The sequence below is a fragment of the Hyphomonas sp. FCG-A18 genome (assembly GCF_045287255.1).
Classification (GTDB): domain Bacteria; phylum Pseudomonadota; class Alphaproteobacteria; order Caulobacterales; family Hyphomonadaceae; genus Henriciella.
This window is the reverse complement of sequence record NZ_CP137142.1, coordinates 1,809,993-1,825,772: the sequence shown is the minus strand read 5'-3', so window position 1 is coordinate 1,825,772 and position 15,780 is coordinate 1,809,993. Positions and strand designations below refer to the sequence as shown.

Genomic DNA, 15,780 nt, shown 5'->3' with positions numbered 1-15,780 from the left:
AGTCTGGATCACGCTTCTCTTAGCAGTCTGATCCCGAACGTCTTGAACAGCCCTCGGATCTCATTCTCCAAATCGATACAGCGGTTGAGTATGGCTTTTCGATCAGCCAACAGGGCTTTGACCTCATGGCTCTCGCTGCTCTTCATATGAGCCGGGTTGTACCAACCAGCTCGAAGAATCTGGGCGATGCCGCGAGCATCCGTCTTGTCGGTTTCTTTCCTAAAAGCTGGCATAGCGAGATACTCATTAGTCTCAACATCGGGCGAAGGAGTGTCCTGATCTATTAAGCATGGAAGCAGGCCCTGAAATTACTAGAGAGCCTTACAAAGCGAGTCCTTTTTCGCTTAAGGGTCTGCCTTACAGTTTTTGTTTGCAATTCAAATAAAAGAAGGCGAGCCGTGGCTCGCCTTCGCATTTCGTGGGTTTCCTAAGGAGTGACCCTTGTTAACGGAAAGCCCGACTTTTCCAGAGTGCTAGAAATGCACTCTTTCAATATCGGGCTTGTTGCGGTCTGTCTAGCACTCTGGAAAAATCGGACTAATCGCAACTAATAAAATTGACGGCAACGAACCTGCAGTCTGCTTTACTATCCGAAATGCCATATTCTCATATCCTCGCCTTCAACACGTCTGACACCAAGTTGAAGGCTCAAAGTCTTCTCATAGCGATTCTCCTTCGTATTCTGTCACTTGACAAAAGTTTTCAGATAAAGTCAATATAATTATATTAGGGGGCAAAATGGATTATCGACTCGGAATTGACCTTGGCACAAACTCGCTCGGTTGGGCGGCGATTCAGTTGCTGGAGACACAGCCCGATGCATTTGAGACTGGACCGCTGCTTGATCTTGGCGTGCGGATTTTTTCAGATGCGCGCAATCCAAAAGACAAATCGTCTAACGCAGCGCAGCGGCGCGGGCCGCGCGGTATGCGGCGCAACCGGGATCGCAGGCTCTCGCGTGGCAGGGCCATGCTGCACGCCCTTATCGCGGCCGGTCTGATGCCATCTGGCGAGAGCGAGCGTAAAGCGCTTGAGGCCCTTGATCCGTGGATTCTTCGTACCGATGCGCTTGACCGCAAACTTGCGCTCCATGAAATCGGACGGGCCTTGTTTCACCTTCAGCAACGTCGCGGCTTCAAATCCAACCGTAAAACCGACGGGGATAAAGACGGGGCCATGTATGATGCGATTGAGGCTGCCCGGTCCAAGATGGCTATACAAGAGGCGCGCACGCTCGGTGAGCTCTTCGGACGACCGAGAAAGGCGACGCACGGCGCGAACCGGGTCGCTCGGAAGGGGCAGGGCACCCCTATGCCGCAAGCCCGCGTTAAAGCCCAGATGACCGGCTCCAAGATGGCTTATGATTATTATCCTGATCGTGCCATGATCCTGGATGAGTTCGATCAAATCTGGGCAGCACAGGCGAAGCATTATCCCGACTTGATGACGGAGAGTGCGCAGCGCTCTGTCCGGCATGTCATTGAACACCAACGCCCATTGAAACCGCAAAAAGCCGGTAAATGTACTTTCCTGCCGCATCTTGAACGCGCCCCGAAAGCGCTTTCCAGCGCGCAATATATGCGTGTTTTGCAGGAGCTGAATAATCTGAAAGTCGGCGCTGTCGGCGAACCGCAAAGATGGTTGTCTGCCGATGAGCGGAAGCAGCTTGTCGATCTGTTGATGCAGCCGAGTTCTAAGACCGCCCGGCGGACATTCAAGGCGATGCGGAAAACGTTAAGCCTGCCAGAATCTCAGATTTTCAACCTTGAAAGCCGCAAACGCGATCATCTTGTTGGCGATGAAACGGCTGGCCGAATGATGCAGGCCGATGCCTGGGGGCCAGACTGGCTAAGCTTGGATCGCGCAGTGCAAGACGACATTATTCAAACGCTTCTCGATACCGAAGAGAACGACGTTCTTATTGAGTGGTTGATGCAAAATCACGCTCTTGAAAAAGGGCGCGCGGAAGCCGTTAGTAAAGTGCGTCTACCTGATCAGTACGCCCGTCTTTCGCTTGAGGCGATTGCGCGCCTCATTCCTCTTCTGGAACAAGGCCAGAGATATGATGAAGCCGCAACGGCCCTGTTCAAAGATCATCGGGGACGCGGCGATGGCGTTATCCATGAAGACGGCTTGCCCTATTATGGCGAAGTTCTGTCTCGTCATACGGCGTTTGAAAGGGACCCACCTCAGGGCAGCGAAGATACCCGCAATGACGAGGAGCGTTATGGACGCGTCGCGAACCCGACGGTCCATGTTGCGCTGAACGAGCTTCGAAAAGTCATCAATGATCTGATCAAACGCTGGGGCCCACCTACCGAAATTGTGCTGGAGATGGCGCGGGATCTCCCACTGTCTGATCGCGGCTTGCGAGAGCTTGAGACGACGCAAAAGAAGAACCAGGATCTGAACGAAAAGCGACGTAAAGAGCTTGAGACACTGAAGGTCGCAGATACTTATGAGAACCGAATGAAGCTTCGGCTGTATGAGGAAGCGCTTGAATGCTTTGGCGGGACAGCGCTTTGTGCCTTTACGGGGGATACGATCAATATGACGTCCCTGTTCACTGGTGAGATCGAAATCGAGCACATCCTGCCTTTGTCACGAACCTGGGATGATAGCTTCTCAAACAAGGTTCTCTCAAAACGCATTGCAAACCGGCTCAAGAAAAATCAAACGCCGTTTGAGGCTTTTGGGCACAATCCCGCCGGATTTGACTGGGAAGCAATCAGCCAACGCGCAAAGGACTTGCCAAAAAGTAAGTCATGGCGGTTTGCCCCCGACACAATGCAGCAATGGGAGGCACGCGGCGGTGATTTTATCGCCCGCCAGTTAAACGATACACGCTACATCTCGCGTTTGGGCAAAACCTTTGTCGAGGCTCTGTATGGCGGTCAGGCCGGAAAAGGCGAGCGCCGCCATGTCTGGGTTGTGCCCGGGCGACTGACCTCCGATTTGCGCTATCATGCAGGCTTTAACACGCTGAGCGGTTTTGTTGATCTGAATATGAAAGACCGCACCGATCATCGCCATCACGCGGTAGATGCGCTGGTCATCGCTCTTACAGACCCATCTATGCTCAAACGTAGCGCCGATCTCGCCAAACGGGAAGAAGCTGCTGATCAGTCCGAAATCCTGCAAGCCATGACCGAGCCGCTGAAACGGTATCGTCGTTCGGCCGAGGACCGCTTGTCGAAACTGGTGGTCTCCCACAAGCCGGATCACGGCTTTCAGGACGCGATGCACAACGATACATCTTATGGTATAACAGGGGACTTGGACGAGAAGAAACAAGCGCTTCTCGTTACCCGAAAACCGATTGAAACGCTTGATCAAAAGGACATCGTCAATATCGTTGATCGTGAATTGCGACGTCACTTTGCCTATGCGACCGAGGGGCTAAGCGGGGCTGCGTTTCAGAACGCCATGCGCAAAGCAGCGGATGAGCTGCATCCGCCCGTTTACAAGCTGCGCCTGACAACCCCGATGAAGCCAAGCAGTTTCGTTACGATCAGGCATGGAGAACAAGGCGAACATGTCAAAGCCTATAAGGGCGATGGCAATTACTGCTACGACATCTTTATGGGCACAAAAGGCCGCTGGGATGGAGAGGTCATTACGACGTTTGAGGCCTATCAACGCGCCCGGAAAAGCAAGGCGTGGTGGCAGGACCTCCAACACGAAGACGGAACGCCCCTGATCATGCGGATCAGGAAAGGCGATATGCTGGAGATTGATACAAATAATGGCCGAAAAGCCGTTATTGTTTACAAGTTTTCAGCCGGCAGAATTCACATGTCCGAGCACCATGAAGCCAATGCGTCTGCCCGTATTCGCGCCAAAGAGTTGCTAGGCTATCAAATGTCTCCTGCCTCTCTTCAAAAAGCCAATGCGGTTCGTATTTCTGTTAGTCCTTCAGGAAAGGTCAAACGCCACAAGGCATAGAAATTGCTTCGTCTCTCCAGAATGGGGGACGATCCATGCAAAACCGAATTGTCGAAATTGCCAGTGATGATGTTCATCTGTCCTTGATGCGCGGTTTCCTTAAACTCGCGCGCGAGGGGGAAGAGGTGGGCCGTGTACCTATCCCGGATATCGGCGCGGTCCTGATTCGGGGCTATGGCGCATCTCTGTCCTTAAGCATGGCGGCACGGCTCGCAGAGGAGAATATCCCGGTCATCCTTTGTGGGTCAGATCAAGCACCTTCGTCTATTCTGTGGCCGCTAAATGGACACCATGCCCAAGGCCGGATCATGCAGGCGCAAAGCGACCTATCCCGTCCGAAGCAAAAACGCCTGTGGCAAGCCTTGGTACAGGCTAAAATACTCGCTCAGGCTTATGTATTGGAAGCCGATGGTCATACGGCAAACGATCTTCGAATGATGGCGCGTCAGGTTCGATCAGGCGATCCGGACAATCTGGAAGCGAGAGCCGCGCGTGCCTATTGGCCCCGTTTGATGAGCGCACTCGAAGACGGTTTCAAACGTGATACAGCCGCCAGCGGTCTTAATAGCTGGCTTAACTATGGGTACGCAGTGCTCAGAGCAGGCGCTGCGCGCGCGATTGTTTCGGCGGGCTTGCATCCCAGCTTTTCTCTTCATCATGAAAGTCGGGGCGAGGCCTTACGACTATCTTCAGACATGATGGAACCTTTCCGTGCCTATGTGGACTTGAAAGTTGCGCGCATGGCCAGGAACTTGCCTGAAACGGGCGCGGATCTCGATAAAGCCCGAAAAGCCGAGATTATCAGCGTTCTCAATCTCGATCTGCACACCCCTTATGGCGCCAGTCCGGTGCAAACCTGCCTGAATCGCTTATGCCAAAGCCTTGCTCGTATCTGTCTAGGTGAGGCAGCGCGCCTTGATCTGCCTGATGGCCCTGTATTCTCTGACGGGGGAGGCAAATTGTGAGGGCCCTGTCGCATCTCTCAGCCTATCAGCATATGTGGATCATGGTTATGTTCGATTTACCAACGACAACGAGGGAAGAGCGGTCTGCCTATACCGAGTTTCGTGATTTCCTGCTCGATCAAAGCTTCACCATGTCACAATACTCAATCTATTTGCGGCATGTTTCAGGGCGAGCGCAAGCAAGCCCAATTATTGAGCGCATTAAATCTGCCGTCCCGCTCGAAGGAAAAGTCGATATTCTGCAATTTACCGACCGACAATATGCAGATATTGTCAGTTTGAGAGGAAAAAGACGAATCGATTCGCGTGAAAATCCGGATCAGCTCGCTCTATTTTAAGGGAGAGGCAGGTGATTTTCAGACATAGACAAGAAAACATGTCCTGTCTTTTCAATCACCTAACCCTGTTACGGTCCTAGCACTCTGGAAAAGCCGGACCAACCGCAACTGGCTTGCCGGCTTCGCCATTGTGAGCCTGGTCCTAGCACTCTGGAAAAGCCGGACCAACCGCAACTGATCCAGGATGACATGAAGGAGATCACTCGTCCTAGCACTCTGGAAAAGCCGGACCAACCGCAACTGCGCACGGCTAGACAATTTTCATCAGGGTGTCCTAGCACTCTGGAAAAGCCGGACCAACCGCAACTCAAACCCCTCAATGATCTTTGACAACACCGTCCTAGCACTCTGGAAAAGCCGGACCAACCGCAACCTTGGCGTCATCGGTGCGATTGGCGCTAATGTCCTAGCACTCTGGAAAAGCCGGACCAACCGCAACTACGAGGGAAGCCTATTCAGGTTGGTCGGCGTCCTAGCACTCTGGAAAAGCCGGACCAACCGCAACTCAGCTGCTCTGTATCCAGCGCCTCATCATGTCCTAGCACTCTGGAAAAGCCGGACCAACCGCAACCGATAATCCGCAGATGCGTACTCCTTGAAGGTCCTAGCACTCTGGAAAAGCCGGACCAACCGCAACAAACGCGCCGCGCAAATCATCGGTCAAGCGGTCCTAGCACTCTGGAAAAGCCGGACCAACCGCAACCCAAGCTTACGCGATCTTGAAGCGAACTGAGTCCTAGCACTCTGGAAAAGCCGGACCAACCGCAACATTCAGCAGGCGCGATCTCGCCAGGACGCAGTCCTAGCACTCTGGAAAAGCCGGACCAACCGCAACGACGGTTCGATGTTACGCAAGGATCAATTCGTCCTAGCACTCTGGAAAAGCCGGACCAACCGCAACGAAACAGTACAACCGTTGATCGGTGACATTGTCCTAGCACTCTGGAAAAGCCGGACCAACCGCAACGAGGAATCTCCATTTGCTCGCTCACACGCCCCTACAGACCGCCTGAGGTATCCCAAAGTACTCGCACACTATACACCAAGACCTCACCACGACAGTATATCTTTTCGAAACCCGTGATGTTCAGTATCTATCTTAAAGTCTAAGGCGGATGAGTGGTAACAATAGTGACCAAGCGAGACGAATTCGTTCGATACCAATCCGATACACTCGTTTTGAAGCTCGCACGCTTTATCTGGCAGATGCATATTATTTCGGCGCTAGTTTTGTGGGTGGCGTTGAAGAACTACGTTGATCAAACTGAGCTAACCATCTGGGCGGTTTGGATGACAGTTTGGGGGCTCTCTCAAGGGTGGATCAGCTTTCGCGGAAGCCGCGACGCAAACAATGAGCGCCCACTCTCGCATTGGGCCTGGCAGTTCGATTTGACGGCGATTATGGCCGCCATTGGCTATGGTTGGCTTGCCTATTCGCTCACGCCTTCCGGCAATGAGCCGCTATCGGTGTTTGTTGGGTTCATCATTAGTGGTGGCATTCTTACAGGGACCGGCACCCATAATATGCACTACCGTATGCTGGTAGTGACGCTGCTTATTATTATCCCAGCGCAAGCGGCGCGAACCTGGGTCGAAGACATTGGTGGCCAGGGTGCAACCGGCGCCGCGATGCTGTTCGCATTTTTGGGTTTAATGTTGGGACTTGGCTGGGTGCTTCGGTCCTTCACGCGTCGTGGGTTTATTCTGCAATGGGAAAAATCCGAACTTGCTGATGCCCTTGCAATTGCGCGCGCAGAAGCTGAAGACGCAAATCTGGCAAAGTCCCGGTTTCTTGCGCAAGCGAGCCACGATTTGCGTCAACCTGTCCACTCTATGGGCTTGTTTCTTGCATCACTAGAACGTGAGCAATTGTCGGATGCGGGCGCTATGTTGACGCATCGGCTGACGCAATCTGTTGACGTCCTATCAAAGCTCTTCAATTCATTGCTCGATGTCACGCTGCTTGACTCCGGTAAGCTCGAGCCCAGTAAAGACACCGTAGACCTTAAAACGATAGTGGGTCAAATTGTGGAAGAGTTTCGGCCTGCAGCAGATGCCGAAGCGTGCTCGTTCTCGGTTCAGATCAATGAAATATTTGTTCTAAGCGATCCGATTTTACTGCGCCGAATCATCCAGAATTTGATATCAAACGCAATTCGGCATGGTGAAGGCGATATCTTGATTTCGTCTGAGCAGAGGCAGGACGTCGCGTTTGTGGCTATACAAGACAGCGGCGCTGGGATCGACGCCGAAGACGCTCAATTAATATTCGAAGCGTTTGAGCGCCCTGGCGGGATTAGCGACTCTGCAGAGGGGCTGGGTCTTGGTCTTGCGATCGTTCGGCGACTCTGTTCTGCGCTGGGAACCAATGTATCTCTCGATCTGAGCGCAGATCAGGGCGCACGTTTTATTGTCGGCCCCTTGCAGATAATGATGGCTCCAGATTTCCAACCAAGCCTTATCGAGGAAAAAGAGTCATTTCTTCCCAATGGCCGGGTTCTTGTGGTGGATGATGATCCCGCAACACTTCAAGCAACGAGCGTGCTCTTATCGAATTGGGGCTGGGACATATCTGCTCATACGAGTACTGCGGAAATCACTCAGGAGACATTTGAAAGCACCGATTTGCTTGTAACGGATTACGAGCTCGGTCACGGCGTAACGGGTCTTGATGTAGTCACTTTGGTGCAGTCCAAACGTCCAGCCTGTCCGGCCATTGTCATCTCCGGCAATTCGACTGATGCGGTCCGCAAAGCGGTCGAATCACATGGGATTTTGTTATTGTTGAAGCCTGTTCGCCCAGCGCAATTGCGGTCAGCTATTCTCAGCCTGATCGGTAGATGATAGCACTGCGTGCGCAGCGCCATAAGAGGCTGCAGCGGCACGGTTAGACACACCGAGTTTTTGCAGGAGCGCAGATACGTGCGCCCGAACAGTCGATACGGATAGATTAAGATCGCGCGCAATTTCTTTATTCGAAAGTCCCATGCAAATCAGCTCCAGCACCTGTCTTTGACGGATTGGTAGTCCATCAATCGGATCATCGCTGCCTCCCGAGGGACGACCGCGCCCGCGTGGTGGCAAATAGATAGGGCGGTCGCCTTCCAGCACTTCGTGAAATGCACGCTTGATTTCATCAGGCGGGATAGACTTGGATACAAACCCATTCGCGCCGGCTCGCACAAGGCGCTCGACCGCTGATCGCTCGGTGAGCATTGAAATGATCAAGATGGCCATCAGAGGATACTGAGCGCGAAGCATCTGAATGTGCGCTTCAGGTTCAAGACCCGGAAAGAACACGTCAAGCACAAGCAAGTCAGGGACCTGTTTTTCAAGCTCGGCAAACATTGCAGCCGCGGTGCCGACCTCCGAAAACGAAACGGTCCTGAGACTATCCTCAATCGTGACCCGCAGCCCGGCTCGAAAAATCGGATGATCATCTGCAATCAAGATGCTGATCATCTATGTCTCCCTCGGCTTTGTCTTACGCGTTTCAGACGAGATAATATACTGGGTCATCTGTCCTAATTGTCAGGTGCGGCGCAATTTCCCAGCTTTAGTAAGAGCAATTAAAGGGGAAAAATATGCGCTCGTTTCCAAGACTTTTCTATGTCACGTCTCTGGCCCTTGCCACCCTAGCAGCTCAGGCTCAATTGCCTGATAGGGTGGAGCCCTCAAACCTCGAGGAGATCGTCGAGCTTATCGAGGAATTGGACCCAGCTGCGTTCTTTCTAAGCACCAATGATCAAACCCAGTATTTTCCCGTTAAAGATGGCGGATTTGGAGATATGGCAAAGGCCAGTGCGCCGGGCGCGCAAGAACCTGGCGCGTTCATACTAGATGCCGCGAGCGGCGCCGCGCTCATTCAGGATTACATCCCCGGACAGGGGCCAGACTGTGATGAAGATGCGGAAGAACCATTGGTCATTTACTATGGCTTTTACGCGGATCCTGAGACCAGTGTCATGGCCGTTAATCAAACCCGCCGCCTCGGTGTGGTGATTTCGACGGGTACCGCGGTCAGATACCGCCCGGGTCCAACGTTTTGTGAAGACGAGGCCTATATCAGTGATCCCGCGAGTCCGGCCTTTCTTCACATACCGATGTCGACTTTCGGCCAGAGCCCACGGAACTTTCAAGCCATGGGAGCATCTAAAGGCGGGGATAGCGTGATGGGCATGTTTGGAACATCAGGGTTTTCAGCGCGCCTTGGTGGGTATGTCGATGCAAGAATTCTCGGCCAGTCCACAGCTCTTTCCGAGCAAGGATTAGGAGGGGCGATCGCGCAATCGGCACTGGCGGATGCAATGGCGAATAATCCGGAAGCCGCCGCGGCGCTGCAACAAATGCCTGGTCTGCTGCCGGGCAGCGATGGTGAAGGGGCGCTGCAGCTCGATCTCTCAACCGCTCCGATCGGCCAAATTGCAGGGAGCAATATCCCTTTTACCTATGCCCAAGTGCGGTTTGTGCACACCAGTGAAATGGTTACGCCAGGAACGTGGCTGGAAGATCTCCAAAACGCCATCGCGATTGACGGTCCCATCCTGCAATCTGACCCAGCCACGCCTAACGGAGGTTCACTCGACGATGAATGATTGAGCCCGCGTGAAGCGAAGCGCCTAATCGCCAATCAAGCCTGACGCGAGTGTGCCGTCTGAGTCTCGATATAGCCTTTTGCTTCCCGCGCTTGGAGAGCCGAGTGTAATGTTACGCCCATCTGCCGACCACCATTCTAACCGTTCCAGAAAGTCGCTCGACAGAGGCTCCTCATCCGACGCGTCGCTTAAGCCGATCAACTCAAGCTGCCGATCCGACTGAGAGCAAATGGCAAGGCCAGATCGCCCGGTCTCTAGATCGTTGATCAAGGCCACAAGGTCATACAACCCATCGCCATCTAAATCGGGTTCCAGATGCGCGCGGTTGCGATATCCAAGCCTGGGCATTCGGCCAGATAACAGGGTTGATCTCGGCAAACCGCAATCGTCAAAGGCATGCACCACCCAGCTCGGAAAATTGACCAGCGCATCTGGCGTTGGATAATGCGATATGTCGGCTTCTCGTGGAAAGTAGGTCCACCTCACACATGCTTTAACACCCCCATCGGACAGTGTTTTTGTTTGCGTGTGGTTTTGTCGAGTAGGCATCACCCAGATCTGACCTCGGTATCCAGGGGTGGGTTCCACAGTTGCGATGGGTGCCGTTTCGCCAGACACGGAAAACTCAGGGCTCAACGCCGGATCTAAAACATCGGGTCCAAACACATAGTGATCCGCAATAGGGTTTTCGCCCCGAACCGGAGTGACGCTGCGACGAACTTTGCGGATCGGAATGACATCACCCGACGGTTTTTTAATCGCTGGCGAGATCGCACCCTTTTGCCAGGAGAGGTCCACGATCAGTCCGCCGCTGAGTGGTGTCGAGAGCGGTGAACCGTTTACTGGCGCGCCTTCTATCAATTCCGCGTGGTGCTCCCAATCAGGTGCACAATTTGGTGTGGCAAAAGCATCCAAAGCCGCTGCGGGCAGGATCAAAAGGGATAAAGACCTAAGGTTCAACATGGCCATACATCCGTTTTGCTTGCAGTTTGCCATCATGCCAGAACAGGACGAAAGCCTCTTTCTCGAAGCGCTCTAAAACAAGGTAGTCGCCATCCGCTTCCGGCATTTCATAGCCCGTTAGATGTAGAGGCAAGGCTTCGTCTTGTGAGATCCATTGCCAAGCTTCAACTTGTCCAACAAAACCGTCACGCAACCCAGTCACGCGATCGGTTTCGAGATCGATCATATCTAGCCAAGTGCCAGCACGACAGAGCGCGAGCCCCCGTCGACCATCAGTGGATCTTAATATCTGCGCAACTTCATCCAGTGCGCCATCGCCGTCGAGATCGCCCCCAAGTTGGCGCGGTGAAAACGCGGCTGACAATGTGTGTGTGCCCAATGACAAACCACAAGCCCCATAAGTTTCGGAGTCTTCAGGTGAAAACTCGAGACGCGTCGATTCCGAGTACGTCATCTGTTCGGCTTCCGATCTCGGCCATGACACGCAGGCATTGAAGTTCAAGTAATTCATCCGCGCCTTCGCACCAGGCTCCGAATTATCGAGCCCAAAATCCAGGATCCTGAGCCACCCAATTCCATCATCCGGTGAAGGGTCAATCGGTTCCTTCGGCAGCCGCAAACCGCCTGTGCCTGCTAAGCTGGGTGAGATCACAAACCCCCTTAAGCGTTGTGGCGCGTTTACGTCCCCATTATTGGGGCCGGTATTATCAGCGTTGCGGAAGTGCCATCCATCGATGTCGCGCGGATTTGGCGCGTGTCGCAATGGCGGGGTCATCGCAGTCAGATCAACCGCGTCACCGATCGGCTCGCGATCATAGATTCTGACCGACCAACCAAACTTGGAGCGCCGCAGTGCAAAAACCCAGCCGTTGCTAAGAACTTGGTAGAACTCGTGGTCGCCAAACACTTCGGCTTCGGCAGAGTCACTTGGTACGCTGATCGCAAGTGTTTGAGGTGTAGGCGCGCAGTCTTGACTGTACATGTTGGAGGCTGCGGCGAGCGCGCCAATCAAAGCCAAAGCAAACCGGATCACTCGCTGGTCTCCTCTTCATACCAGCTCTCGACGATCAGTGCCGATTGCGCGATCCAAGCCGCCGCCTGATCGCCTCCGTCATTCTCCAATGAAGATACAAAGCCCAAGGCTGCGTCCTTAGTTCTTTCAATATAGTTGGGCCAGGGTTTCCCACCCTCTGCAACTCGCCCCGACGTTTCAAATTCTTTCAGCTTCGTATCGATCATCTCTAGAACGGGCGCATAGTCTGTTCGAAGGGAGACTGCCGAAAACGTTTGCGGAGGATCCGGCATCTTCGCGAGGCTCTGATAGACAATGAGGTACGGTGCCAACATTTCAGTTTCGAACCCCTCACGCGCAGCATCAACCCAAACCGTCAGGCTGTCGCTTTTGCACGTCATACTGGCCAATTGGTTTCGAATAGCAGCGTCGATCCCAGAGCGTTGCTGTGGGGTGAAACGTTTTCGGTCCTCGAGCGCCATCGCGCGCAATGAGAGCGCTTGCCACCTTGTTAGCAGTCTGCATTCGGCCCCGCGTTGCGCGATAGCTTCGATGAACGCGTTCGATTTGACTTGTGGATATTGAGGCTCGGCGAAGCTGGGCAATCCGATCAGGAAAGATAGAATGATCAGAATTTCGCGACGCATATCGTCCTCCGGATATCGCTCATGACCTGAACGTAGGGCGCATCTTAATTGGTGTTGGATTGGATAATACTAGGTCAGATGACCCAGTTGACGGTTTGGAGGTGGTCGGAAAAGCTTCACCCTGTAGATGAAGGGGATCACGATTGAGCGTAGTTACGAAAGCACGGATAGGTTTGGCGCTCGCAGCAGCGCTCTTGATGTCGGCCTGTGGAGGAACCGATTCGATCGAAGACCGCGAACGCGCCATGGAAGACTTAGCGGCCAAACATGGAATCGACGTTGATGTTAAACTCAGTGAAACGGGTGACACGAAGCAAGTCGTGGTGAACACAGCTGGCGGTCAGGTTGGCACCGGCCTCGAGCTGCCGCCAGGATTTCCGAACGATGTGATCGTTCCATCTGATTGGAATATTATGGCAGCGAATTCTCCAATGCCGCAGAACTATATGGTTCAGGCATTGACCAAAGATAGCGTCAACGCGGTGTTAGAGACCGTGAGACAGGAGATGTCACAAGCAGGGTGGACCGAAGCTGAAAGCTCTCAGATGACACCGCAGATGTCTCGGGTTTCGTTCGAAAAAGACGATCGATTGACCGCTTATACGATCACACAGAACGGTGAGACACAATTGGTTCAAGTCGTCTCGATGCCGAAGCCGTGATAGGTTTTGGAGACTAATGCACCACACCTAAAATCTTATTCGAAATAAATCCGTCTCTGGAGGTACTCTACCCATGACACAACGTAACCACCTTCGCGCCTTAACTGGGGTCGCTTGTGTTCTGATGGCGTTATCAACACACGCCGTCGCTGAGGAGGTCGAACCCGACCTGCTAACATTCGCGCAAGGCGCTCTGCCGATCAGTATTGCTACGGGCGAAAACGACTTGAGAGTAAAAATGGACAAAGCCATCGCCATGATCGATGGAAACCCAAGAGGTTTCAGCGCTTTGGGAAAGCCAGCGGTTGATGGGGACTTTGTTGAGGTCGTTTTCGAACTCCCTGCCGAGACATTGTTTCATCGGTTTGCCGTCCCAAACATCACCGAAACGCCCAGCGCTTATCAGACGTTTTTCAGAACAGTCGAGATTTGGGGGAGCGCCGAAACATCAGATGACGGATACACGTTGCTTGCGTCTGGAAGGCTTTCGACTCACGCTGAAGACGGTTTGAGCACTGAATTAACGCTGACCGAAGATCAACCTGAGGTTCGATGGATCCGTATGCGGCTAAGCGGCGGCATCAAAATTGAAGCCGAAAAGACCTTTCTCGAGTTCTCTGAAATCATCGGTAATGGAACACAAGCGCCGCGTGAGCCGTCGGATCAATTCGATGGGATATGGCGCGGTCGCGGCGTTAAAATTGAACTGGCGCAAGACGGTGTGACGGTTTCCGGTTGCTACGACAATAATGGTCGACTCTCAGGCACCGTGGACGGAAACATCTTGCGCGCGGTCGGCGAAAACGATGCGGGCATTGGCTCACAATTCATCCTGCTGGCAGATGCTGAAGGAGATTTTCAAGGCTTACGTTCAACCAATGGCGCACCGTTTAAGCCATACAATGGAGAAGTCTCTGATAGGGCGCCCGTCTGTAAGCCTCCTGAGCCCCCCAAGCTTGGCTGCGGCTCAATCATCCACGGCATCGGCTTCGATTATGACAGCGATGCGCTGCGGGAGGAGTCCTGGCCCGTGATTGATGCACTGTTCAGTGGGCTAAGTGCGGAAACCGCCGAAGCCATCGAAATCGTGGGACATTCTTCGAGTGAAGGGGCGGCAGACTACAATCGTGATCTCTCGCGGAGACGCGCTCAATCGGTCGCGACCGCATTAGTCGATTTAGGCATCGATCCAACCAAACTCTTAGCGTCAGGTCGCGGAGAAGACGAGCCTATCGCGAGTAATGATGACGAAGCCGGGAGGTCTCTAAATCGCAGAGTAGAGATTAAGTGCTCTGAAGCAGAGTGAAGATGAGCCACTCAAAACCAATCAATCGAGAGCAATAGCGTTCTTGGGGCTTATGTCCTGCTTCTCTAATCGGGCTTTCGGGTCAAGCTCCATATTTTCGTCTTTGATCCGGCTCTTCGCCAAGTCTGGGTCACGCTTCTCTTCGCAGTCTGGTTGGCGCATAGCGTTGGCACCGCTGCATGCATGTGTGTGATCTTGTGTTGTGGAGCGCCTTGCTTTTGCGCGCGCTTCGTCTTCGAGCGCAGGAGACATAAACGGCGTCATCCACACACTTCGTCCAGACCAGGACGAACCGGGTGTTCGGGTGGTTTAGATCATGAGACGCCCTCCGTCTGGAATGGCGTATCAGTGATCCACATCCGGTGCAGGATCACAGCAAGCTTGCGCGCGACTGCGATGCGGGCACGCCGGACGCCCTTCGTTCGGATCAACTTCAGGCCCCAAGTCTTCAATGACGATGGTCGACCCGATACGATCAGAAGCGAGTTGGCTGCAATATAGAGCGTCGCGCGTACGTCTCTGTCACCGGCCCGGGAGATGCGTCCCGTATTATTCATCTCTCCCGATTGGAAGCGTCTCGGCGTGAGACCGAAGTGTGCCCCAACAAGTCTGGAAGACTTAAAGCGTGCTGGGTCATCGACAGCCGCTTTGAAGGAGAGGGCTGTGATCGGACCGACGCCAGGCGCCGTCATCAGAAGTTTGCAAACCGGGTCCTTCCGTGACACAGCGATGACGCGCTTCTCCATCAATCGATAAGCATCGTAGAGGTCACCCCGGACATCCAGCATGGGCAGGAGTGCAAAGGCGAGCGTATCGTCGGCCTCTATGATTGGCCGGACTTTCTCATCGAACCGAAGTCGGCTGAGACGGGATGGCAGTCTGATCCCGAACGCCTTGAACAGCCCTCGGATCTCATTCTCCAAATCGATACAACGGTTGAGGATGGCTTTTCGAGCCGCCAGCAGGGCTTTGACCTCATGGCTCTCGCGGCTCTTCATATGAACCGGGTTGTACCAGCCCGCCCGAAGAATCTGGGCGATGCCACGTGCATCCGTCTTGTCGGTTTTGTTCCGCATAGCAGACATAGCTGCTGAGACTTGGCGGGATTCCATGCAGACCACGTCAAAGCCCTCGGCTGTCAGACCATGGAATAACGCCTGGCTCATTGTACCAGCTTCAAAGCCAATCCGTTCGACTGAATAGCCTCTGGTTCGGATATGATCTGCGATCGCCTCAACCTCGCACTCCAGGTTGGTCTCTTCGATCGGATCACCATCCGCACCAAGCACGCACATCGCCACTGACCGCAGTGAGACATCCAATCCAATAAACAAGTTCATCGTCTTC

Annotated in this window: 13 protein-coding genes and 1 CRISPR repeat array; of the genes, 7 read left to right on the top strand and 6 right to left on the bottom strand. The window is 53.5% G+C overall.

Annotated features, from left to right (window positions below; translation table 11 throughout):
* Positions 1 to 8: 8 nt before the first annotated feature.
* Positions 9 to 233, bottom strand: a complete 225-nt coding sequence (locus RYZ27_RS09020) for a hypothetical protein (protein WP_406679165.1) — start codon at positions 231 to 233, stop codon at positions 9 to 11.
* Between the two features lie 505 nt (positions 234 to 738).
* Between RYZ27_RS09020 and cas9 the strand changes: the two genes are divergently transcribed.
* From cas9 to RYZ27_RS09000, 4 genes are all read left to right on the top strand, one after another.
* Positions 739 to 3,945, top strand: coding sequence for a type II CRISPR RNA-guided endonuclease Cas9 (cas9, locus tag RYZ27_RS09015; RefSeq protein WP_406679164.1), 3,207 nt, complete (start codon positions 739 to 741; stop codon positions 3,943 to 3,945).
* A 35-nt stretch (positions 3,946 to 3,980) separates the two neighbouring features.
* Positions 3,981 to 4,910, top strand: coding sequence for a type II CRISPR-associated endonuclease Cas1 (gene cas1, locus RYZ27_RS09010; protein WP_406679163.1), 930 nt, complete (start codon positions 3,981 to 3,983; stop codon positions 4,908 to 4,910).
* Positions 4,907 to 5,248: a CRISPR-associated endonuclease Cas2 gene (gene cas2 / locus RYZ27_RS09005; RefSeq protein WP_406679162.1), complete on the top strand. Its 342-nt coding sequence runs from the start codon at positions 4,907 to 4,909 to the stop codon at positions 5,246 to 5,248. The genes cas1 and cas2 overlap by 4 nt, the downstream gene beginning before the upstream one ends.
* 73 nt (positions 5,249 to 5,321) lie before the next feature.
* A CRISPR array of direct repeats spans positions 5,322 to 6,215; the repeat unit is 36 nt; unit sequence GTCCTAGCACTCTGGAAAAGCCGGACCAACCGCAAC.
* Between the two features lie 212 nt (positions 6,216 to 6,427).
* Positions 6,428 to 8,092: an ATP-binding protein gene (locus tag RYZ27_RS09000; RefSeq protein WP_406679161.1), complete on the top strand. Its 1,665-nt coding sequence runs from the start codon at positions 6,428 to 6,430 to the stop codon at positions 8,090 to 8,092.
* On the opposite strand, the gene RYZ27_RS08995 is transcribed toward RYZ27_RS09000, so the two are convergent.
* A complete protein-coding gene (locus tag RYZ27_RS08995) occupies positions 8,063 to 8,710 on the bottom strand; it encodes a response regulator (RefSeq protein WP_406679160.1) in 648 nt (215 codons plus the stop codon). The genes RYZ27_RS09000 and RYZ27_RS08995 overlap by 30 nt on opposite strands.
* 122 nt (positions 8,711 to 8,832) lie before the next feature.
* On the opposite strand from RYZ27_RS08995, the gene RYZ27_RS08990 reads away from it, so the two are divergent.
* Positions 8,833 to 9,843 carry a hypothetical protein gene (locus tag RYZ27_RS08990; protein ID WP_406679159.1) on the top strand — a complete coding sequence of 337 codons (1,011 nt, stop codon included), beginning with the start codon at positions 8,833 to 8,835 and terminating at the stop codon, positions 9,841 to 9,843.
* 24 nt (positions 9,844 to 9,867) lie between these two features.
* On the opposite strand, the gene RYZ27_RS08985 is transcribed toward RYZ27_RS08990, so the two are convergent.
* The 3 genes from RYZ27_RS08985 to RYZ27_RS08975 are packed head-to-tail and all read right to left on the bottom strand — an operon-like array spanning position 9,868 to position 12,465.
* Complete coding sequence (locus RYZ27_RS08985; protein ID WP_406679158.1) at positions 9,868 to 10,812, bottom strand: hypothetical protein; 945 nt, start codon at positions 10,810 to 10,812, stop codon at positions 9,868 to 9,870.
* Positions 10,793 to 11,839 carry a hypothetical protein gene (locus tag RYZ27_RS08980; RefSeq protein ID WP_406679157.1) on the bottom strand — a complete coding sequence of 349 codons (1,047 nt, stop codon included), beginning with the start codon at positions 11,837 to 11,839 and terminating at the stop codon, positions 10,793 to 10,795. Before RYZ27_RS08980 ends, RYZ27_RS08985 begins: the two co-directional genes overlap by 20 nt.
* Complete coding sequence (locus RYZ27_RS08975; RefSeq protein WP_406679156.1) at positions 11,836 to 12,465, bottom strand: hypothetical protein; 630 nt, start codon at positions 12,463 to 12,465, stop codon at positions 11,836 to 11,838. The genes RYZ27_RS08980 and RYZ27_RS08975 overlap by 4 nt, the downstream gene beginning before the upstream one ends.
* A gap of 143 nt (positions 12,466 to 12,608) precedes the next feature.
* Between RYZ27_RS08975 and RYZ27_RS08970 the strand changes: the two genes are divergently transcribed.
* Together RYZ27_RS08970 and RYZ27_RS08965 are read left to right on the top strand one after the other, a co-directional pair.
* Positions 12,609 to 13,127, top strand: coding sequence for a hypothetical protein (locus tag RYZ27_RS08970; RefSeq protein WP_406679155.1), 519 nt, complete (start codon positions 12,609 to 12,611; stop codon positions 13,125 to 13,127).
* Positions 13,128 to 13,200: 73 nt separating this feature from the next.
* Positions 13,201 to 14,433: an OmpA family protein gene (locus RYZ27_RS08965; protein WP_406679154.1), complete on the top strand. Its 1,233-nt coding sequence runs from the start codon at positions 13,201 to 13,203 to the stop codon at positions 14,431 to 14,433.
* A 314-nt stretch (positions 14,434 to 14,747) separates the two neighbouring features.
* On the opposite strand, the gene RYZ27_RS08960 is transcribed toward RYZ27_RS08965, so the two are convergent.
* Positions 14,748 to 15,773, bottom strand: a complete 1,026-nt coding sequence (locus RYZ27_RS08960; protein WP_406679153.1) for an IS110 family transposase — start codon at positions 15,771 to 15,773, stop codon at positions 14,748 to 14,750.
* Positions 15,774 to 15,780: the final 7 nt, after the last annotated feature.

What these genes read in the sequence shown, in the direction of transcription:
- RYZ27_RS08985 (WP_406679158.1), bottom strand. Translation starts at nt 10,812, where the DNA reads ATGGCCATGTTGAACCTTAGGTCTTTATCCCTTTTGATCCTGCCCGCA.
- RYZ27_RS08965 (WP_406679154.1), top strand. Translation starts at nt 13,201, where the DNA reads ATGACACAACGTAACCACCTTCGCGCCTTAACTGGGGTCGCTTGTGTT.
- RYZ27_RS08995 (WP_406679160.1), bottom strand. Translation starts at nt 8,710, where the DNA reads ATGATCAGCATCTTGATTGCAGATGATCATCCGATTTTTCGAGCCGGG.
- RYZ27_RS08975 (WP_406679156.1), bottom strand. Translation starts at nt 12,465, where the DNA reads ATGCGTCGCGAAATTCTGATCATTCTATCTTTCCTGATCGGATTGCCC.
- RYZ27_RS08990 (WP_406679159.1), top strand. Translation starts at nt 8,833, where the DNA reads ATGCGCTCGTTTCCAAGACTTTTCTATGTCACGTCTCTGGCCCTTGCC.
- RYZ27_RS08960 (WP_406679153.1), bottom strand. Translation starts at nt 15,773, where the DNA reads ATGAACTTGTTTATTGGATTGGATGTCTCACTGCGGTCAGTGGCGATG.
- RYZ27_RS09020 (WP_406679165.1), bottom strand. Translation starts at nt 233, where the DNA reads ATGCCAGCTTTTAGGAAAGAAACCGACAAGACGGATGCTCGCGGCATC.
- cas1 (WP_406679163.1), top strand. Translation starts at nt 3,981, where the DNA reads ATGCAAAACCGAATTGTCGAAATTGCCAGTGATGATGTTCATCTGTCC.
- cas9 (WP_406679164.1), top strand. Translation starts at nt 739, where the DNA reads ATGGATTATCGACTCGGAATTGACCTTGGCACAAACTCGCTCGGTTGG.